Below are 22,731 nucleotides of genomic sequence, written 5' to 3' on the forward strand. Positions count from 1 at the left end.
GGTCCGGGAAAGGGCTCCTCGCGGGAATCGGATTCCCGCGAGGAGCCCTTTCCCGTATTCCGGGCGGGCGGCAGAGTGCCAGCTAGGGGCCGTTAGGGGTGTGGATCACCGGCCGCGCGCGGATAACTTTTCCGACGTCGGGGAGCTATCCCGCGCAGGCACGGTGATTCTACGAATCCTTTCGGGAGTGGCAGTCGTGAACGAATCCGGTTCTCTCGTCCATGCCCTGCTCGACGCGGCGGTGGCCAGTGCGCCGGACGCCGCCGCGGTGCGCGACCGGGCGGGGGTGTGGACGTACGCCGAGCTGGCCGCCTGGAGTCACGCGGCGGAGGCGGTCCTCGCGCGGCGCGGGGTGGGGCGCGGGGATCGCGTGGTGGTGCAGTTGCCGACGGACCGGGCGCTGGTCGCGCTCTTCCACGGCACTTCCCGGCGCGGCGCGGTGTTCGTGCCGATCAATCCGGCGATGAAGCAGTTCCACTTCGATTCCGTCGTCGGGAACGCCGAACCGGTGCTGGTGCTCCAGCCCGAACAGTCCGCTCCACTGTGGACGGAAGTCGAAGAGGCTTATCGCGCGCAGACCCGCGTCGAGCCGACCGAGGTCGACCCGGACGACGTCGCGGTTCTCGTCTACACCTCCGGCAGCACGGCCGCGCCGAAGGGCGTCATCGGGCCGCACCGGCAGGTCACCTTCGCAGCCGCCGCGATCCAGGCGGTGCTCGGCTACCGCCAGGACGACGTCGTGTTCTGCCGGTTCCCGATGTCCTGGGACTACGGTCTCTACAAAGTCCTCCTCTCGACGCTCGGCCGCAGCGAGATCGTGCTGGCCGACGCCGAATCCGATCTCCGCCTGCTGCACCGGATGCGCGAGGTCGGCGCGACGGTCGTCCCGATCGTGCCTTCGCTCGCGACGATGATCGCGACCCTGGCCGAACGCGAAAGCGGCGAATCGGCTCCGGTGCGGCTGTTCACCAACACCGGTGCGGCGCTGCCGGATTCGACCATCGCGAAGCTGCGCGAGGCGTTCCCCGGCGTCCGCGTCGTCCGGCAGTTCGGCCAGACCGAATGCAAGCGGATCACCATCATGCCGCCCGAGGAAGACGCCGAACGCCCGGGTTCGTCGGGCCTTCCGCTGCCCGGCACGACCGTGCACATCCTCGCCGCCGACGGAACTCCGCTGCCCGCCGGGGAAATCGGCGAGATCGTGGCCGCCGGGCCGCACGTGATGCCCGGCTACTGGCGGGCCCCGGAAATCTCGGCGCGCGCGTTCCGCCGGGACGAGGCCACCGGCGAACTCCGGCTGCACACCGGCGATTACGGCCGCCTCGACGAGGACGGCTACCTCTACTTCGAAGGCCGCCGCGACGACATGTTCAAGCGCAAGGGAATCCGGATGTCCACTTTGGAGATCGAGGCGGCCGCGATGGACATCCCGGGCGTGCGCGCGGCGGGGGCGATCCCGCCGAGCGAGACGCGCGACCTGGCGATCTGCGTGGAGAGCGACCTGCCGCCGACCACGGTGCTCAAGGAACTGGCGCAGCGGCTCGAGCCGCAGAAGGTGCCCGCGCTGTGCCATGTCGTGGACGAGTTCCCGCTCACCGCGCACGGCAAGAACGCGACCAAGGAACTCGCCCTGCTGGTGGAAGGTGCCCGCAAATGAGCAAGTACGACGAGCTGGCCGCGCGGTTCGGCACGCCGGCTTACGTGTACGACCTGGACGTGACCGCCCAGTCGCGCGATCAGCTGTTCGGCCTGCTCCCGGACGGGTTCGCGGTGTACTACGCGCTGAAGGCCAACCCGCATCCGGAGATCGCCCGCGAACTGCGCGAGGGCGGATGCCGGGCGGAGATCAGCTCGACCGGCGAGCTGGCCAACGCGCTGGCCGCCGGGTTCGCGCCGGAGGACATTCTCTACACCGGCCCGGGCAAGACCGACGGCGAGCTGGCCGCGGCGCTCGCCGCGGGAGTCCGGCTGTTCTCCGTGGAATCGCTGACCGACCTGCAGCACGTCGGCGCCGCGGCGGACCGGCAGGACACCGTCGCGCGATGCCTGCTGCGGGTGAACACCACGCAGGGCAGCGCGTCGACCGGGATCCGGATGATGGGCCGTCCGTCGCAGTTCGGGGTCGACGCCGAGACGCTGCCGGAGCTGATGCCGCTGTTCAAGGCGGTCAAGGGCGCGAAGATCGTCGGCGCGCACTTCTTCACGATGAGCAATGCGCAGGACGAGGACGCGCTGCTCGGCGAGTACGAGTTCGTGCTGCAGTCGGCTGCTCAGCTGCGGCAAGAGGTCGGGCTGCCGCTGGAACTGCTCGACATCGGTGGCGGTTTCTCGTCGCCGTACGCGGTTCCCGGCGAGCGCACCGATTACCCGAAGCTGCGCAACGGTTTGGAACAGCTTCTCGACCTCTACCTGCCGGAATGGCGCAGTGGCGAGACCGAGCTGGCCTGCGAATCCGGCCGCTACCTCTCCGGTACGTGCGGGACGCTGCTGGCCGGGGTGGTGAACGTGAAGGAGAGCCGGGGGCACCGGTTCGTCATTCTCGACGCCGGGATCAACGTGGTCGGCGGCCTTTCCGGGATCGGCCGGCTGCTGCCCGCCGCGGTCGGCGTCGACCAGATCGGGGACAAACCTGGTCAGCTCGTTGGTCCACTGTGTACTCCCGGCGACTCCCTCTCGAAGGCCGCGAAGCTTCCCGACCTGTCCGCCGGTGATCTGCTGACCGTGCCGAATGTCGGTGCGTACGGCGTCACCGCGAGTCTGATCAGCTTCCTCGGCCGTCCCGCGCCCACCGAAGTCGTGGTCCGCGGCGACGAGGTCGTCTCAGTGTCGCGATTGGACTATCAGCGAGCTTATGAGGTGTCGCCATGAGCGAAGAAGTCCACGCGTACGGCAGCAGCGTCATCGAAGAACCCAGCGCGCGCACGGTGATCGTGAGCAGCATGGCGTCGGACTCGCACACCTGGAATCTCGTCTACCTCGAACTTCTGGTGGCGGAACTCGGTTTCGACGTCGTCAACCTCGGCGCGTGCGTGCCGGACGAACTGCTGGAGTCCGAATGCGTCAGCCGCCGTCCGGCGATGCTGGTGCTGAGCAGCGTCAACGGGCACGGCTACCAGGACGGGCTCCGGGTCGTGCAACGGCTGCGTGCGCTGCCGGAACTGCGCCGGCTGCCGATCGTCATCGGCGGCAAGCTCGGCACCGGCGGGCCGCTGTCCGACGAGCAGACCGCGGAACTGCTGTTCGCCGGGTTCGACGGGGTCTTCGACGAGCAGAACGCCGCCGCTTTCCGGCACTTCGCGGCCACGCTTCCCGGCGGGGTCACCCAGTTGGAGGGAGCGTGAGCTTCGAGCGGTTCGTCGCGGAGCGGCACGCGGCCGGGGAACTGGTCGTGCAGCCGCGGATGGGGTTCGACAGTCCGGCCGCGATGCGGGCCGGTCTGGTCGCGACCAAGCACGCGAACGCCGCGACCGTCGGCACGCTCACGCTCGACAGCTACACCCGCGTCCGCGACACCGAATCCGCGGAACACGCGCTGCGCAACGGAATTCCGCTCAACGGGTACCCGATTGTCAACCATCCGCCCGAGGTGACCCGGGCGATGCTCGACGGACTCGAAGGCCCGGAGTTCCCGGTGCAGGTGCGGCACGGATCGGCGCGGCCGGTGGACATCTTCCGCGCGATGATCGCCGCCGGTCTGCACGCCACGGAAGGCGGGCCGATTTCGTACTGCCTGCCCTACAGCCGCACGCCGCTGGACGAATCGGTCCGGAATTGGTCGTATTGCTGCGATCTGCTGATCGACGCGGAGCATCCGGGCGGTCGGCCGCATCTGGAGACGTTCGGCGGCTGCATGCTCGGACAGCTGTGCCCGCCGAGCGAGCTGGTCGCGATCAGCGTGCTGGAGGCGTTGTTCTTCTACCGCAAGGGCTTGCGCAGCATTTCGGTGAGCTACGCGCAGCAGACGAACCTTCAACAGGACCGCGAGGCCGTGGCTGCGCTGCGCCGGTTGTGCGCCGAGCTGTTGCCGGATGCGACCTGGCACGTGGTGATCTACGCCTACATGGGGCTCTTCCCGCGCACGCCCGACGGTGCGATGTTGTTGCTGGGCAAGGCTGCCGAGCTGGCGATGAGCACCGGTGCCGAGCGGCTGATCGTCAAGACCGCCGCCGAGGCGCACCGGATTCCGACCGTCGCGGAGAACGTGACGGCGCTCGAACACGCTGCCGCGTCGGCGAAAGGCAGCAAGGCCATTGTGGACGAAGACAACCAGGTCTATCGCGAGGCCTACGCACTGGTTGACGCGGTCCTCAACAGCCACGCCGATCTCGACCGCGCACTCGTGGTCGCCTTCAAACGAGGTCTGCTCGACGTGCCGTACTGCCTGCACCCGGACAACGCGGGCCAGGCGCGCAGCACGCTCGACGCGGACGGCCGGCTCGGCTGGTCCGAGCTCGGTTCGCTGCCGTTGCGCGGGATCGCCGAGCGCGCACCGAGCGGCCGGATCACCTCGTCGACGCTGATGTCGGCGCTTTCCTACGTCCAGCACACCCATGACACCCAGGCATTGGAGCAGCCGATGACCGCGATCGGAGGGGATTCGCGATGAGCACTCGCCGGACTGTCCGGGCGTATCCGTTCGACATGCACGAGACGTCCGTATCCGAGACCTACCACCAGTTGCAGCGCGACGAGCCGATGAGCCGGGTGCAGCTGCCGTTCGGCGAACCGGCTTGGCTGGCGACGAAGTACGCCGACGTCAAGCTGGTGACCGCCGACCCGCGGTTCAGCCGCGAGCTGGCACAGGGGCTCGACCAGCCGCGGATGCGCCGTCAGCAGATGGGCGACGGCATCATGGGGATGGACCCGCCGGACCACACCCGCCTGCGCCGGCTGGTGATGAAGGCGTTCACCGCGCGCCGGCTGGAGGCGATGCGCGAGAGCGTCCGCACTTTGGTGCACGAGCTGATCGACGCGATGATCGAAAAGGGCGCGCCCGGCGACCTCGTCGAGGACCTCGCGCGGCCGCTGCCGGTCACGGTGATCTGCAACCTGCTCGGGGTGCCCAAAGAGGACCACGAGATCTTCAGCGAGTGGACTCAGGCGCTGGTCGGGGACGCGACGGCGAAGGGCGATGTGCTCGACGTCTACGGCGACAAGCTGGACAACTACGTGGCCCAGCTCGTCGCGCAACGCCGGGAGGAGCCGACCGACGACCTGCTCGGCGCGCTCGTCTATGCCCGCGACGCCGGGGACAAGCTGAGCGAGAACGAGCTGATCGCGATCGCCGGCGCGGGCCTGCTCACCGGTGGCGTGGAGACGGTTTCCACGGCGCTGCCGAGCTTCGTCTTCACCCTGCTGACGCAGCCGGAGCTGCTCGCGCAGTTGCGGGCGCAACCGGAGATCATGCCGACCGCGGTGGAGGAACTGCTGCGGTGGGTGCCGATCAACACCGCCGCGATGTTCGCCCGGTATGCCCGCGAGGACATCCGGATCGGCGACGTCGTGGTGCGCGCGGGCGATCCGGTGCTGCCCGCCCTGCACGCGGCGAACCGCGACCCGGAGGTGTTCGCGAATCCGGACGTCATCGACCTGACCCGCAGCCCGAATCCGCACGTCGCGTTCGGGCACGGCCCGCACCACTGCATCGGCGCGCAGCTGGCCCGGCTCGAACTGCAGGAGGGGCTGAAAGCGATTCTGGAGCGTTTTCCGGAATTGCGGCTCGCGGACGGGCGCGAGGGCGTGAAATGGGAGTACGGCGTCATCGTGCGCGGCCCGTCGCTCCTGCGCATCGCCTGGTGATTTTCCGCCCCTAACGACGTTTTCTGGGGATCCGGCGCGGCTCGAGCCCGCCTTACGATCCGACCGACGACCCATGAATGCTGCCTGGCTACCGCGGTGGAGTGCGCAATGCGTGAGAGTGAAAAGAATCGGGAATCCGGCTTCGCGGAGCGATTGACGCTTCTGCCGCCGGCGGACCGCGCGGGCTTCCTCGCCGGCGTGGTCCACGACGCGACGCGGGCGGCGCTGCGGGCCGCGCTGCCCGAGGTTCCCGCCGTCCTCGACCCGGAGAAAGCGTTCTCCGACCACGGTTTCGACTCGCTGGCGGCGGTGGAGCTGCACGCGCAGCTGACCGACGCGACCGGGCTCGACCTGCCGGTGACGCTGGCCTTCGACTACCCGACCCCGGCCGCGGTCGCCCGGTTCCTGCACGCCGAGGTGTTCGGCGCGGAGGAATCCGTCGCGGCGCTGGCCGCGGGAGGATCCCACGACGAGCCGGTCGCGATCGTCGGCATCGGCTGCCGCTATCCCGGCGGCGCGGTGTCGCCGGAAGCGTTGTGGCAGCTGGTCGCCGACGAGGTGCACACCATCTCCGGCTTTCCGGACGACCGCGGCTGGGACCTCGACCGCCTGTATGACCCGGACCCAGACCAGCCGGGCAGCAGCTATGTCGCCTCGGGCGGATTCCTGCCCGGGGCCGGGGAATTCGACGCCGGGTTCTTCGGCATCGCGCCGCGCGAAGCGTCCGCGATGGACCCGCAGCAGCGGCTCGTGCTGGAGACGGCGTGGGAAGCGTTGGAGCGGGCCAAGATCGACCCGTCCACGCTGCGTGGCACTCCGGCGGGCGTGTTCATCGGTGCCGAGGCGCAGGAGTACGGCCCTCGGCTGCACGAAGCTCCCGACGGTCTCGACGGCTACCTGCTCACCGGTAACGCGCCCAGCGTCGTCTCCGGCCGGGTCGCTTACGCGCTCGGTCTCGAAGGGCCGACGCTGACCGTCGACACTGCTTGCTCCGGTTCGCTCGTCGCGCTGCACTTGGCGGTGCAGGCGTTGCGGCGTGGGGAAACCCAGCTCGCGCTCGCCGGTGGCGTCGCGGTGATGGGCGCGCCGGGCACGTTCACCGCATTCAGCCGTCAGCGTGGTCTTGCGGAAGACGGTCGGTGCAAGGCTTTCGCGGCCGCCGCGGACGGCACTGGGTTCGCCGAGGGTGTTGGCGTCCTGGTGCTGGAACGGCTTTCCGACGCAGTCGCGAATGGACACACCGTGCTCGCCGTGGTGCGCGGTTCGGCGATCAACTCCGATGGCGCGTCGAATGGCCTTACCGCGCCGAACGGCCCGTCGCAGCAGCGCGTGATCAAGCGCGCGCTGGCCGACGCTGGTCTGGAAGCGGCCGAGGTGGACGCGGTCGAGGCGCACGGCACCGGCACCCGGCTCGGCGACCCGATCGAGGCGCAGGCGCTGCTGTCCACCTACGGTCAGGACCGCGAAACGCCGCTGCTGCTCGGGTCGATCAAGTCGAACATCGGCCACACGCAGGCCGCCGCGGGCGTCGCGGGCGTGATCAAGATGGTCGAGGCGATGCGGCACGGCGTACTGCCGAAGACGCTGCACGTGGACGAGCCGACGCCGCACGTCGACTGGACCGCGGGCGCCGTCGAGCTGCTGACCGAGCAGCGGGAATGGCCGGAGAACGAACGTCCGCGCCGCGCTGGTGTTTCGTCGTTCGGCGTGAGCGGGACCAACGCGCACGTCATCATCGAGCAGGCTCCGGCCATCGAGGTCGTCGAGACCACCAGCGATGAGCTGCCGGTTGTGCCGCTCGTGGTGTCGGCGCGCAGCGAAGAAGCGCTGAAGGCACAGGCCGCCGCCCTTCTGTCCATTGTGGAGTCTCAGCACCTGAGCGACCTCGGCTTCTCGCTGGCCACCACGCGTGCCGCGCACGACCAGCGGGCCGTGGTGGTCGCGGAGGACGTCGCCGAGGCCGTGCGCGGACTGCAGGCGCTGGCGGCGGGGGAGCAGGACCCGAACGTCGTCGTCGGCGAGCGCACGCCGGGCAAGCTCGCGATGCTGTTCACCGGCCAGGGTTCGCAGCGGCTCGCGATGGGGCGTGAGCTGTACCTGGCGTACCCGAAGTTCGCCGAGGTCTTCGACGAGGCCGTCGACCACCTCGACGTGCAGATGGAGACTCCGCTGCGCGACGTCCTCTTCGGCGACAACGCTGAGGAGCTGAACGAGACGCAGTACACCCAGTGCGCGCTGTTCGCGGTCGAGGTCGCGTTGGCGCGGCTGCTCGAATCGTGGGGCGTGCGACCGGACATCTTGCTCGGCCACTCGATCGGCGAGCTGGCTGCCGCGCACATCGCGGGCGTGTGGTCGCTCGCCGACGCGTGCCTGGTGGTCGCCGCTCGCGGACGGCTCATGCAGGCTTTGCCCAGGAACAACACAGCGTCGCGGAGCGGCTCCGTTGAGGGTGGCGGCGGGGGCAAGGGCGGAGGGGCGATGGTCGCCATCGCGGCCACCGAGGACGAGGTGCAGCCGCTTCTCGGCGACGAGGTCAGCCTGGCCGCGGTGAACGGTCCGACGTCGGTCGTCGTCTCCGGCGAGCGCGAAGCGGTCGATGCCGTCGTGTCGGTGTTCCGCATGCAGGGCCGCAAGGTGAGCGAGCTGCGCGTATCGCACGCGTTCCACTCGCCGCTGATGGAGCCGATGCTGGCCGAGTTCCGCGAAATCCTCGAGGTGGTCGAGTACGCGGCCCCGACGGTCCCGGTCGTCTCGAACGTGACCGGCCGGATCGCGACCGCGGAGGAACTGTGCTCGCCGGGCTACTGGCTTTGGCACGTCCGCCGCGCGGTGCGGTTCGCCGACGGGGTTCAGGCGCTGGTCGACGCTGGCGTGACGACCGCGATCGAGGTTGGTCCGGACGCCGTGCTCTCGGCGATGGCCGCCGGCACCAGCGAGGCCATCGCGTGCACTCCCGCGCAGCGCCGCGACCGGCCCGAGGTCGCCACCCTCGCGACCGCGCTCGGCCGCCTGCACACCCGTGGCGTGGCGATCGACTGGACGGCGTTCTTCGGCACCGCTCAAGCGGTCGACTTGCCGACGTATGCCTTCCAGCACAAGCACTACTGGCTCACCGCGCCGACCGGGCACGGCGACGCGGCGGACTTCGGGCAGCTGGCTTCCGGGCATCCGCTGCTCGCCGCCGAGATCGGTCTCGCGGGCGACGACGGCCTGGTCCTCACCGGGCGCGTCGCACTGCGGACGCACCCGTGGCTGGCCGACCACGCGATCGCCGGCACGCCGGTCCTGCCGGGCACCGCGTTCGTCGAGATGGCTTTGCACGCCGCCGCCCAGGTCGGCTACGGCGTGGTCGACGAGCTGACCCTGCAGGCTCCGCTCGCGCTGCCGGAGACGGGTGGCGTGGCGCTGCAGACGCTGGTCGGCCCGGACGTCGACGGCCGCCGCACCATCGAGTTCCACTCCCGTCCTGACCACGACGCCGACGCGGCCTGGACCCGGCACGCCGTCGGTGTCCTCGCCGCTGGCCCGGTGGTCGAACCCGCGCCGCGCGGCGAGTGGCCGCCCGCCGGTGCCGAGGTGGTCGCGACGAACGAGCTGTACGGCGAACTGGCCGAACAGGGTTACGGCTACGGTCCGCTGTTCCAAGGCCTGCGCACCGCGTGGAAGCGGGACGACGTCGTGTTCGCCGAGGTCGCGCTGCCCACGGCCGGGCGTGACGCGGCGTTTGGCGTTCACCCGGCGCTGCTCGACGCGGTCCTGCACGCCACCGACTTCGCTCCTGGCGAGGCGCGCGAGCCGGACGAGATCCGGCTGCCGTTCGCGTGGACCGGCGTGCGGCTGCACGCTTCCGGCGCGACCGAGGTCCGGGTGCGGATCACTTCGCCGGCCACCGGCGGGGTCTCGATCGACGTGACGGACGTGGCCGGTACGCCGGTGCTGTCCGTCGAGTCGTTCCGCTCGCGGCCGGTCCGCGAGGCCGACCTCGGCACCCAGGCGCGCGACCTGCTGTACACCGTCGAATGGACGCCGGTCACTGCCTCGGCGGAGCTGCCGGCGCTGGCCTCGCTGGGTTCCATCAGCGGGTTTGACGTTCCGGTGGTCGACTCGCTGGTGTCGCTGGTCGACGTGCCCGAGGTCGTGCTGCTGCCGGTTTCCGTTCCGGGCAAGAACCTCGCCGCCGCTGCGAAGCAGACCGCGCACCGCGTGCGGACTGTGCTGCAGCAGTGGCTGGAAGGCGACCGCTACGCCAGTGCGCGTCTGGTGGTGTTGACGCGCGGAACGCTCGCTGACTCCGCCGTCCGCGGTCTCGTGCGTTCGGCGCAGGCCGAGCATCCCGGTCGCGTGGTTCTGGTGGAGGGCGTGGCCACCCCGGCGACCCTGGCCACTGCGCTCGGCTCGGGCGAGCCGGAGCTGCGGATCGACGGCGACACGGTCTCGGCTGGTCGGCTGGTCCGGTTGGCCGCCGAAGCCGGCGAGCCGACCTGGCGTGCGGACGGCACGGTGCTGATCACCGGCGGCACCGGTGGTCTCGGAGCCCAGGTCGCGAAGCACCTCGTCACGAAGCACGGCGTGCGCAGCTTGCTGTTGCTGAGCCGTCGCGGTCTTAACGCACCGGGGGCGGCCGAGCTGGTCGAAGAGCTGGCGGAGCTGGGCGCGACCGCGAAGGTGGTCGCCGCGGACGTCAGCAAGAAGCGTTCGCTGTCGACGGCGATCAAGAAGGCGGAGCACCCGCTGTCCGCGGTCGTGCACACCGCTGGCGTGCTCGACAACGCGATGATCGGCTCGCTGACCGCCGAGCAGCTCGACGCGGTGCTGGCTCCGAAGCTTGACGCGGCGTGGGCGCTGCACGAGCTGACCGAGGAACTCGGCCTGTCGGCGTTCGTCCTGTTCTCCTCCTCGGCGGGTCTTGCCGACGGTGCCGGACAGGCGAACTACGCCGCGGGCAACACCTTCCTCGACGCGCTGGCCGAGCACCGCCACGCGGCTGGCCTGCCCGCCACGTCGCTGGCCTGGGGCCTGTGGGCGCCCGACGCCGGGCAGGCGATCGGCATGGGCGCGACACTGTCCGAAGTGGACCGAAACCGCATCGCGCGGCTGGGGCTGGCTCCGCTCACCGTGTCGGAAAGCCTTGCCGCCCTTGACGCCGCGCTCGGCACCGGTGTTCCGACGGTCGTGCCGACCCGGGTCGACCGCGCGGCACTGCGGTCGCGCGGCGAGGACGTTCCGGCCGTGCTGCGCGGGCTCGTCCCCGCCGGCCGCCGCCGGATCGCGGTCGCCAGCGGGGAAGTGACGCCCGAGCAGCAGTTCGCCGAGCGGTTCGCGCACCTCGCCGAGGCCGACCGCGACCGCGCGCTGCTCGACCTGGTGCGCACGCACGTCGCGGCCGTTCTCGGCCACGACAGCGCGGACGCGATCAGCCCGGCCCGCCCGTTCGGCGAGATCGGGTTCGACTCGCTGGCCGCGGTGGAACTGCGCAACATCCTCGACTCGGTCACCGGCATGCGGCTGCCCGCGACGCTGGTGTTCGACTATCCGACGCCGCGTGCGCTCGCCGAGTACCTGGCCTCGCGCCTGGCTGGTCTCGCCCCGACGCGGACCGTCACCCCGGTGACCACTGTGGACCCGGAGGAGCCCATCGCCATCGTCGGCATCGCTTGCCGCTACCCGGGTGGCGTTGAGACGCCGGAAGACCTGTGGCGGCTCGTGTCCGAGGGCGAGGAAGCGCTGTCCGGCTTCCCGGTCGACCGCGGCTGGAACGTCGACTCGCTGTATGACCCGGAGCCCGGCAAGCCCGGCCACTCCTACGTCAAGCACGGCGCCTTCCTGCACGACGCGGCCGAGTTCGACGCGGACTTCTTCGAGATCAGCCCGCGCGAAGCGGCGGCGATGGACCCGCAGCAGCGGCTGCTGCTGGAGGTGTCCTGGGAAGCCTTCGAGCGGGCCGGAATCGACCCGGTCGGCCTTCGCGGCAGCGCGACCGGCGTGTTCGCCGGCGTGATGTACCACGACTGGGGCACCCGCCTCGGCACGGTTTCCGACGACATCGCGGGCTACCTCGGCAACGGCAGCCTAGCCAGCGTCGTGTCCGGCCGCGTGTCGTACGCGCTGGGTCTGGAAGGCCCGACCGTCACCGTGGACACCGCGTGCTCGTCGTCGCTGGTCGCGCTGCACTGGGCGGTGCAGGCGCTGCGTCGCGGGGAGTGCACGCTGGCGCTGGCCGGCGGTGTCACCGTGATGTCCACTCCGGACACTTTCATCGACTTCAGCCGTCAGCGCGGGCTTTCCGCCGACGGCCGGTGCAAGGCGTTCGCCGAAGCGGCGGACGGCACCGGCTGGGGCGAGGGCGCGGGCATGCTGCTCGTCGAGCGGCTGTCGGACGCTCGCCGCAACGGGCACCCGGTGCTCGCGGTCCTGCGCGGTTCCGCGGTGAACCACGACGGTGCGTCGAACGGCCTCACCGCGCCGAACGGTCCTTCGCAGCAGCGGGTGATCGCCAAGGCGCTGGCCGACGCTGGTCTGCAGCCGTCCGAAGTGGACGTTGTCGAGGGGCACGGCACCGGCACCACGCTGGGCGACCCGATCGAGGCGCAGGCGCTGCTGGCCACCTACGGGCAGGACCGTTCCGGGGACCAGCCGCTGTGGCTCGGGTCGATCAAGTCCAACATCGGGCACACGCAGGCCGCGGCGGGCGTCGCGGGCATCATCAAGATGGTTATGGCGATGCAGCACGGCCAGTTGCCGCAGACGCTGCACGTCGACCGTCCGTCCACTGTGGTCGATTGGGAGACCGGCGCGGTCCGGCTGCTGACCGAAGCGCGCGAGTGGTCGCCGGATCGGCCGCGGCGCGCCGCGGTGTCGTCGTTCGGCATCAGCGGAACGAACGCGCACGTCATCCTGGAGCAGGCGCCGGCGATCCCGGTCGAGCGGCCTTCGGAGACGCAGACGATCGTTCCGGTCGCGCTGTCCGGCCGGTCCGCCGCCGCGGTGCGCGGACAGGCGGCGCGGCTGCGTTCTTGGCTCGCCGAGGGCGTTTCCGTCGCGGAGATCGCGCGTTCGCTGGCTGCGACGCGGGCTTCGCTGGAACACCGCGCGGTGGTGGTCGCCGAGACCGCGGGAGAACTCGCCGACGGACTCGACGCGCTGGCTGCCGGGGACGCCCCGACCGGCCAGGTCGTGGACGGGAAGCTCGCCTTCCTGTTCTCCGGCCAGGGCGCGCAGCGAGTCGGCATGGGACGCGAGCTGTATGACGCGTACCCGGCCTTCGCGACGGCGTTCGACGCCGTGTGCGCGGCGATCGACCCGCTGGTCGACGTGCCGCTGCGGGACGTCGTGTTCGGCACCACCGAACTCGCCGACCGCGGCCTGCTCGACCAGACGCAGTACACCCAGACCGGGCTGTTCGCGGTCGAGGTCGCGCTGTTTCGGCTCGCCGAGTCGTGGGGCTTCCGGCCCGACGCGCTCGCCGGACATTCGATCGGCGAGCTGGCCGCGGCCCACGTCGCGGGCGTGCTTTCCCTTGAGGACGCAGCGAAACTGGTCGCCGCACGGGGTCGGTTGATGGGCGCGCTGAACGACCGTCGCGGTGCGATGGTCTCGCTCGCCGCGACCGAGTACGCGGTTCGCGAGCTGTTGCAGGGCCACGAGGACGCGGTCAGCATCGCCGCGGTGAACGGTCCGGCCGCCGTCGTCGTCTCGGGCGACGCGGACGTGGTCGCCGAGATCGAGCGGGCCGCCGGCGATGTCCAAACGCGACGGTTGCGCGTGAGTCACGCGTTCCACTCGCCGCTGATGACGCCGATGCTCGACGAGTTCCGCGAGATCGCCGCTGGCTTGGCCTACGACGCGCCGACGATCCCGATTGTCTCGACGGTGACCGGGAAACTCGCCACCGACGACGAGCTGCGTTCGCCGGAGTACTGGGTCACCCATGTCCGCGAGACTGTCCGTTTCGGGGCCGCGGTCACGACTTTGGCGGAGAGCGGCGTCCAGACCTTCCTGGAAATCGGTCCGGACAGCGTGCTGTCCGCGCTCGGCCCGCTGAATGTCGACGCCGAGTTCGTCCCGTTCGGCCGGCGCGACCAGGACGAGGTGCGCATCGCGCTCACCGCGGCCGGTCGCCTGCACGTCCGCGGCGCGGTAAAGCTCGGCCCGCTGCTTGGCGACGGCCCGGTCCGGCTCGACCTGCCGACGTATGCCTTCCAGCACAAGCGTTACTGGCTCGACGCCACTCCGTCCGGCGACGTCACCTCGGTCGGCCAGCAGCCGCTGGCGCACCCGATGCTGGGCGCGGTCGTGGCACTGTCCGGTTCGGACACCACTGTCCTCACTGGACGGTTGTCCGCGTCGTCGGTGCCGTGGGTCGCCGACCACGTGGTGAAGGGCGCGATCCTGGTGCCCGGCACCGGGTTCGTCGAGCTGGCGGTCGCCGCCGGCGACCAGGTGGGCCACCCGACGGTGGAGGAGCTGACGCTGCAGACACCGCTCATCCTGCCGCCGGACGGCGCGGTCGCGCTGCAGGTCGTGGTCGGCCCGGCGAACGGCGACCGCCGCCCGGTCACCGTGTTCTCCCGCCCGGTCGAATCGGACGGCGACTGGACTCAGCACGCGCTGGGCACGCTGTCCGCCACCGCGCGGCCGGAGCCCGCTGGCCTCACCGAATGGCCGCCTCCGGGCGCGACCCCGATCCCGGTCGAGGGCGCGTACGAGCTGCTCAACGAGCGCGGCTACGGCTACGGCCCGGCGTTCCAGGGCCTGCAGGCCGCGTGGCGCCGCGGCAACGAGGTGTTCGCCGAGGTCGCGCTGCCGGAACCGGCCGCGTCCACGGCGGGTTCCTACGGCCTGCACCCGGCGCTGCTCGACACCGCGATGCACGCCGACCTCCTCGGCGACCCGAGCGGTTCGACGCTGCTTCCGTTCGTCTGGAACGGCGTCACGCTGCACGCGGTCGGCGCTTCGGTGCTGCGGGTGCGGATTGTCCGGCTGGACGGCGACGAACTGTCCTCGATCGAGGTCGCGGACGGCGAAGGCAACCCGGTCGCGTCGGTCGAGTCGCTGGTCTCGCGGCCGGTGCGGACCGAACTGGCCGCGCAGGCGGAGACCACCGACGGTGCGCTGCTCAAGATCGGCTGGCAGTCCGTGCCGGTCCCGGCCGCGGAGCCGGGCGACGTCGTCGCGATCGGCCGGGGCCGGGTCGGCGTGGCCGCCACCTACAGCGGCTTCGCGGACTTGCTCGGTGCCGTGGATCGCGGCGAGCCGGTGCCGGGTCTCGTGACGCTGTCGGTGCCTGCCACAGACGGCGCGGTGCCGGAAGCAGCACGGGCCAACGCGACTTGGCTGCTCGCCGAGATTCAGGCGTGGCTGGCCGAATCGCGGCTGACGGACACGAAACTCGCCATCGTCACCGAGGCAGCGGTCCCAGCCGGTGAGTCCACTGTGGACGTCACGCAGGGTCTGCTGTGGGGCCTCGCCCGGGCGGCGCAAGCCGAACACCCCGGCCGCGCGTTCCTGATCGACGCGGATGCGGACACGAAGGTCGAGACGATCGCCGCGGTGGTCGCCTCGGGCGAGCCGGAGTCGGCGATCCGCGCCGGCGCGGTCCTTGCCCCGCGCTACACCCGCACCGAATCAACCGGCGCCACGGCGTGGGACGGCACGGTCCTGATCACCGGCGGCACCGGCGGGCTCGGCAGCCTGCTGGCGCGTTACCTGGTGGCCGAGCACGGCGTGCGGAGCCTCGTGCTCACCAGCCGCCGCGGTCTCGAGGCACCGGGTGCCGCGCAACTGGCCGAAGAGCTGACCGACCTCGGCGCGACCGTTCAGGTGGCGGCTTGCGATGTCGCGGACCGGGAAGCAGTCGCGGAGCTGGTCAACGGCCTGCCGGACCTCGGCGCGGTGGTGCACGCCGCCGGTACCGCCGACAGCGGTGTCTTCGATTCCCTCACCGCGGAGCAGCTTGCCGCGGTGCTGCGGCCGAAGGTCGACGCGGCCTGGCACCTGCACGAGCTGACCGCCGACCGGCAGCTGTCCGCGTTCGTCCTGTTCTCCTCGGCGGGCGGCCAGGTGCTGCCGGCCGGACAGGCGAACTACGCCGCGGCCAACGCGTTCCTCGACGGGCTCGCCGAACACCGGCGTGCGGCCGGGCTTCCGGCCACCGCGCTGGCGTGGGGGCTGTGGGCGGAAAACACCGGACTCGGCGGCGACCTCGCCGAAGCCGACCTCGCCCGGATGGCCCGCCTCGGCCTGCCCGCGGTGACCGCCGAGCAGGGCTTGACCCTGTTCGACGCCGCCGTGGCCACCGAAGACGCGGTGATCGCGCCGCTGCGCGTGGACGTCCCGGCGCTGCGGGCACGCACCGACGAACTGCCCGCGCTGCTGCGTGGTTTCGTGCCGCCGAAGGCACGTCGCGTGGCGAAGGCGGCCAAGGCGGCGGACAACGCGCTCGCCGACGAACTGGCCGCGCTGGTCGAAAGCGAACGGGACCGGGTGCTGCTCGACCTGGTCCGCACGCAGGTGGCCACCGTGCTCGGCTACGCCGACAAGTCCGAAGTGGACGGAACGCGGGCGTTCAAGGAGCTGGGCTTCGACTCGCTCGCCGCGGTCGAGCTGCGCAACCTGCTCGGCACCGCGACCGGCCTGACGCTGCCCGCGACGCTGATCTTCGACCACCCGACCGCCAAGGCCGTCGCGGACTTCGTCAAGGGCAAGCTGCTCGGCGCGGTCGCGAAGACCCCGGCGACGACGGCCCGGACGAACGCGTCGATGCAGGAGCCGATCGCGATCGTCGGCATGGCCTGCCGCTACCCCGGCGGCGTCCGGTCGCCGGAGGATCTGTGGCAGCTGCTGGTCGACGAGGTCGACGCGGTGTCCGGCTTCCCGACCAACCGCGGCTGGGACATCGAGGGCATCTACGACCCGGAGCGCGGCAAACGCGGCAAGACGTATGCCAACCAGGGCGGCTTCCTGCACGACGCGGCGGAGTTCGACCCGGCGTTCTTCGGCATCGGCCCGCGCGAGGCGATGGCGATGGACCCGCAGCAGCGGCTTCTGCTGGAAACCGCGTGGGAGGCCATCGAGCGCGCCGGGATCGACCCGACCGCGCTGCGCGGCAGCCTGACCGGCGTCTTCACCGGCGCGATGTACGACGACTACGGCAGCCGCGCCCCGGGCGCCCCGGCCGACGTCGCCGCCTACATCCCCAACGGCAGCTCCGGCGCGGTCGTCTCCGGCCGGATCTCCTACCTGCTCGGCCTCGAGGGCCCGAGCATGACGGTCGACACCGCGTGCTCGTCCTCGCTGGTCACGCTGCACCTCGCGGTGCAGGCGCTGCGGGCCGGGGAATGCGGGATGGCGCTGGCCGGCGGGGTGACCGTGCTGTCGCAGTCGGATCTCTTTGTCGACTCCAGCCGCCAGGGCGTGCTTTCGCCCAACGGCCGGTCGAAGTCGTTCTCCGCGGCTTCCGACGGGGTCGGCTGGGCCGAGGGCGCGGGCCTGCTGCTCCTGGAGCGGCTGTCCGACGCGCAGCGCAACGGGCACGAGGTGCTCGCGGTGGTCCGGTCGAGCGCGGTCAACCAGGACGGTGCGTCCAACGGCCTGACCGCCCCGAACGGCCCGTCGCAGGAACGCGTGATCCACGCGGCCCTCGCCGCGGGCGGGCTGAAGCCGTCCGATGTGGACGCGGTCGAGGCGCACGGTTCGGGCACCAAGCTGGGCGACCCGATCGAGGCGCAGGCACTGCTGGCCACCTACGGCCAGGACCGCGACCGGCCGCTGTACCTGGGTTCGGTGAAGTCGAACATCGGGCACGCGCAAGCGTCCGGCGGCGCGGCAGGCGTGATGAAGGTCGTGCAGGCGTTGCGGCACAACCTGTTGCCGAAGACGATGCACGTCGACGCGCCGTCGCCGGTCGTCGACTGGACCACGGGCAACATCGAGCTGCTCACCGAACCGCGGCCGTGGCTGCGCAACGGTCACCCGCGCCGGGCCGGCGTCTCGTCGTTCGGCATCAGCGGCACCAACGCGCACATCATCATCGAGGAGGCCCCGCCCGCCCCGGCCACCGAAATCCGGCGCACCGCACCGGAACTGCCGGCGATTCCGTTGCCGCTGGCTGGTTCGGTCGCCCCGGCACTCGCCGACCAGGCCGCCCGGCTGGCCGCGCACCTGCGGGCCAACCCGGACGTCAGCCTGACCGACATCGGCTACTCGCTCGCCACCGGCCGCGCCGCGCTCGACCACCGCGCGGTGGTCCTGGCGGCCGACCGCGAAGCGGCGCTGAAGGCGCTCGACGGACTGGCCGACGGCCGGACCCCGGCGGGCACCGTGGCCGGCACGGTCAGCGCGGCCGACCTGACGGCGTTCCTGTTCACCGGACAGGGCGCGCAGCAGCCGGGCATGGGACGCGGGCTGTACGAGGCGTTCCCGGCGTTCGCCGGAGCGTTCGACGAGATCTGCGGACTCTTCGACACCGAGCTGGAAACCCCGCTCAAGCAGGTGATCTGGGAAGACTCGCCGCTGCTCAACCAGACCGCGTACACGCAATGCGCGCTGTTCGCGATCGAGGTCGCGCTGTACCGGCTGGCCGAATCCTGGGGCGTCACACCGGATTACGTCGCCGGGCACTCGATCGGCGAACTGGCCGCCGCGCACGTTTCCGGAGTGTTCTCGCTGGCCGACGCCTGCTCGCTGGTCGCCGCCCGCGGCCGGCTCATGCAGGCGCTGCCGTCCGGAGGCACGATGGCGGCGATCGCGGCCACTGAGGAGGAGGTGCGTGCCTCGCTTCCGGACGGGGTGGACGTCGCGGCGGTGAACGGGCCGCGGTCGGTGGTCATCTCCGGTCCGGAAGAGGCGGTGCTCGCCGCCATGGCGACCTTCTCCGACGCTGGCCGCCGGACGAAGCAGCTGGTCGTCTCGCACGCGTTCCACTCGTCGCTGATGGAGCCGATGCTGGCCGAGTTCTCGGTGGTGGCGGAGAAACTGACCTACTCCGCGCCGTCGATCCCGGTGGTGTCGAACGTGACCGGCAAGATCGCGACCGCCGCGGAACTGTGCTCGCCGCGGTACTGGGTGGGCCACGTGCGGGAGGCCGTCCGGTTCGCCGACGGCGTCGGCACGCTGCTCGCCGCGGGCGTGACCCGGTTCGTGGAACTGGGGCCGGACGCGGTGCTCACCGGGATGGCTCGCGAATGCGACACCACGGTCGCGGATCGGCCGGACCGGGTCGTCCAGGTGCCCGCGATGCGCCGCGGCCGGGCCGAGGTGCCGACCGTGTTCACCGCGCTGGCGACGCTGTTCTCCCGGGGCGCGAAGATCGACTGGAAGGCGCTGTTCGCCGGCCAGGGTGCGTCCACTGTGGACTTGCCGACCTACGCGTTCCAGAACAAGTCGTACTGGCTCGACGCGACGAAGCCGACCGGCGATGTCAGCACTTTGGGCGCACAGTCCGCCGGACACCCGCTGCTGGGTGCGCTGGTGGAACTGCCCGACGGCGGCGCGGTGCTGACCGGACGGCTGTCGGTCGCGACGCAGCCATGGCTGGCCGACCACGTGGTGATGGGGCGGACGATGCTGCCCGGCACCGCGTACGTCGAGCTGGCGGTGCACGCCGGGGACCAGGTCGGCTGCACCCTGCTGGAGGAGCTGACGCAGCAGGCGCCGTTGCTGCTGCCGGAAGACGGGGTCGACCTGCGCGTGGTCATCAGCGCGCCGGACGCCAGCGGTCGCCGGGAGCTGTCGGTGCACTCGCGGACCGAGGCGGGCTGGGTCCAGCACGCCGCCGGCACGCTGGCCAACGGTGCGGCCGCGGACTTCTCGCTGGCTGAGTGGCCGCCGTCGGACGCGGAATCGGTCGACCTGACCGGGCTGTACGACGACCTGGCCGGTCTCGGCTTCGGCTACGGTCCGACGTTCCGCAACCTGCGGGCGATCTGGATCCGCGAAGGCGAGGTGTATGCCGAGGTCGCGCTGCCGGAGGGCACCGCGGCGAACGAATTCGGCCTGCACCCGGGTCTGCTCGACTCGGCACTCGGCGCGACCGACTTCCTGATCCCGGGCGGTCCGAAGGCGCTGACCGAGACGACCATCCCGTTCGCGTGGAACTCGGTGTCGCTGCGGGCCAGCGGTGCGACCGCGCTGCGGGTGCGGGTCCGGAAGACCGAAAGCGGTTCGTCGCTCGACCTGGCCGACACTGCCGGTGCGCCGGTGGCTCAGATCGCTTCGCTGGTCACGCGGCCGGTGTCGGAAGGCCAGCTCGGCGCGAAGGTGCCGGACTCGCTGTACCGGATCGAATGGCAGCCCGCTTCCGGGGTCCGGCTGGTGCCTTCGCTGGATGGCTGGGCGGTGCTCGGCACCGACGACCTCGGTCTCGGTGTGCCGCTGAAGGCGGAGCCGGTCGACGCGGAGGTGCTGGTGCTGCCGGTCGGCTCGGGTTCCGGTTCGGTGCCCGCGCAGGTGCACCAGGTCGTGCAGGAAACGTTGCGGCACTTGCAGAACTGGCTGTCGATCGGGGAAGGCAAGCTGGTCGTGGTCACCCGCGACGAGCTGGCGCAGGCTCCGGTCTGGGGGCTGGTGCGGGCCGCGCAGGCGGAGAACCCCGGCCGGATCCAGGTTGTGGACCTCGACGCTTCGGCGGAATCGGCCCGGGCGCTGCCCGCGGTCGTCGCGTCCGGCGAACCGGAGGCGCGGGTGCGCAACGGAGAGGTGCGCGTGCCGCGGCTGACCCGGGTCGCCGAGGTCGGCGAGCCGGTCGAATGGGATCCGGACGGCACGGTGCTGATCACCGGCGGCGCGGGCCTGCTCGGCGGGCTGCTGGCCCGGCACCTGGTCGCTCGCGGTGCGCGGGACCTGGTCCTGACCAGCCGGCGCGGTCTCGACGCGGCGGGTGCGCGGGAGCTGGTCGACGAACTGGCCGGCGAGGGCGCGAAGGTGACGATGGCCGCGTGCGACGTCACCGACCGGGACGAGCTGGCGAAACTGCTCGACACGCTGCCGCGGCTGACCGCCGTGGTGCACGCGGCCGGGCAGATGGACAGCGCGGTGCTGAGTGCGTTGACGCCGGAGCAGGTCGAGAACGTGTTGCGGCCCAAGGTGGATGCGGCGTGGAACCTGCACGAGCTGACGGCTGATCGGAACCTGGCAGCGTTCGTCCTCTACTCCTCGGCGGGCGGCCTGCTGCTCGCGGCGGGACAGGCGAACTACGCGGCTGGGAACGTGTTCCTGGACGCGCTGGCCGAGCACCGCGCTTCGCTGGGCCTCCCGGCGACGTCGCTCGCGTGGGGTCCGTGGGAAGGCACCGACGGCGAGGTGGACCTGGCACACATCGCCCGGTCCGGGGTCGCGGAACTGTCCGCGGCTGAGGGCTTGGAACTGTTCGACGCCGCACTGTCCGCTTCCTCGGCGGTGCTGGTGCCGGTGAAGCTCGACCTCAAGGAGGCCGACCGCGCGTCGGCACTGCTGAAGGGCCTGGCCACCGCCACACCGCGGCGGGCGACGGTCGCCGCGGCGGCAGAACCGGAGGCCGGGTTCGCCGACAAGCTCGCCACGCTCCCGGCGGACGAGCGAGACTCGGCGGCACTGCAGTTGGTGTGCGAGCACACGGCGGCGGTCCTCGGATACGACGACGCTTCAGCGGTCGGGGTCGAGAAGGGCTTCACCGACCTGGGCATCGACTCGCTGGCCGCACTGGAGCTGCGCAACCGGCTAGGCGCCGCGACCGGCCTGCGGCTGCCCGCGACGCTGATCTTCGACTACCCGAGCCCGCTGCCGCTGGCCCGGCACCTGCTGACCGAGCTGGCTCCTGCTGATTCGGAAGAAGCGGTCGAAGAACTGAACGGCACCGATGACGCGGCAGCGGCAGTCGCCTCGATGGACCTGGCCGACCTGGTCCGCTCCGCGATGGGCGGCGCCGAGGAAGGGGGCGAATCCCAGTGACCCGGCCCTTTGGCGCAGCGGCTCAGGACGACTGCGGGTTCTGTAGGGGTAACTAGCGGCTAGTCAACCGGCGGCCCGAGCTGATCGTCGCGATCGGCTCGGGCCGCCGGTGTGTCTGCTGGGTGGCTTTGCGCGGCCTGGTCTGAGCTGGGGTTTGGGGGCGATCAGGCTGGATCGCCGGGGTGATTCTGCCGAGGCCGATGCCGCGCTATGTCCACTGTGGACGCGGGGAGGCGAACTGGGAGGCGCGATCGAGTCGCAAGCGCCTTGCCGGGTGGCTGCCTGGTCGCGGCCACGGGAAAGTCCTTGCCCTGCACGGGTGGCAGATGCGAAGAGGCGGCCGTTCCCGAGTCGGCTGATCCCGTGGGGAGACGCGGCCAAACCCGTGCCAGAGAACGGGAATCCGGGCCCGCTGCGCCGCGACGGGCGATCGTGACGACCTCGGTGGCCATCCGGTGCAAGGTTGGGCATATCGGGGCCGGAGCCGCCGGGATCGCGACGGCTGCGCGCGGGTGGTCGCGCTGCGGGAGCAGCTGCGGGCGAACCTGCCGCGGTGGAGAACGGCGAGCTGTCGGCCGAGCACATCGCGCGGCGCGTTGGGCGGCCGAGGGTTTCGTGCGGGCCGACGGGCTTTGGCGCGCAAATCGGCCCAGGGGGATGGCGCTGCTCCGGTTCGGCCACGGTTGCCCGCGGTGGGCGCAGGCAACCCCGGCTGCGGCTCGCCGGGAGGCGAGCGCTGCTGCGGTTCGGCCACGGTTGCCCGGCATGGACTCGGGCGGTTCCGGTTGCGACTCCCGGGCAGGGTTGCGCTGCTGCGGTTCGGCCGACGGTCGCGGGGTGGCGCGGCGCGTTCTGGTTGCGGCTCGCGGGTGGGGTGCGCTGCTGTGGCTCGGCCACGGTTGTCCGGGGTGAGCGCAGGCAGCTCCGGCTGCGACTCGCCGAGAGGGGTGCGCTGCTCCGGCTCGGCCACGGTTGCCTAGGGTGAGCGCAAGCAGTTCCGGTTGTGAC

6 protein-coding genes are annotated in these 22,731 nt (G+C 71.4%); all 6 read left to right on the top strand.

From position 1 onward, the window contains the following. Window positions 1–187: 187 nt before the first annotated feature. Entirely contained in the window at window positions 188–1,657 is a 1,470-nt protein-coding gene (locus F9C12_RS32905) for an AMP-binding protein (protein WP_409462958.1), read from the top strand. Beyond that, window positions 1,654–2,868 carry a type III PLP-dependent enzyme gene (locus F9C12_RS32910; RefSeq protein ID WP_409462959.1) on the top strand — a complete coding sequence of 405 codons (1,215 nt, stop codon included), beginning with the start codon at window positions 1,654–1,656 and terminating at the stop codon, window positions 2,866–2,868. The genes F9C12_RS32905 and F9C12_RS32910 overlap by 4 nt, the downstream gene beginning before the upstream one ends. Then, window positions 2,865–3,341: a cobalamin B12-binding domain-containing protein gene (locus F9C12_RS32915; RefSeq protein WP_409462960.1), complete on the top strand. Its 477-nt coding sequence runs from the start codon at window positions 2,865–2,867 to the stop codon at window positions 3,339–3,341. Before F9C12_RS32910 ends, F9C12_RS32915 begins: the two co-directional genes overlap by 4 nt. Next, window positions 3,338–4,606, top strand: coding sequence for a methylaspartate mutase (locus F9C12_RS32920; RefSeq protein WP_409462961.1), 1,269 nt, complete (start codon window positions 3,338–3,340; stop codon window positions 4,604–4,606). The genes F9C12_RS32915 and F9C12_RS32920 overlap by 4 nt, the downstream gene beginning before the upstream one ends. Then, window positions 4,603–5,799 (top strand): cytochrome P450, encoded by a 1,197-nt coding sequence (locus tag F9C12_RS32925; protein WP_409462962.1) that lies wholly within the window; start codon window positions 4,603–4,605, stop codon window positions 5,797–5,799. The genes F9C12_RS32920 and F9C12_RS32925 overlap by 4 nt, the downstream gene beginning before the upstream one ends. Before the next feature lie 96 nt (window positions 5,800–5,895). After that, window positions 5,896–21,723: an SDR family NAD(P)-dependent oxidoreductase gene (locus F9C12_RS32930; RefSeq protein WP_409462963.1), complete on the top strand. Its 15,828-nt coding sequence runs from the start codon at window positions 5,896–5,898 to the stop codon at window positions 21,721–21,723. Window positions 21,724–22,731: the final 1,008 nt, after the last annotated feature.

Origin of the sequence: Amycolatopsis sp. GA6-003 (assembly GCF_046267895.1) — a bacterium.
GTDB lineage: Bacteria > Actinomycetota > Actinomycetes > Mycobacteriales > Pseudonocardiaceae > Amycolatopsis.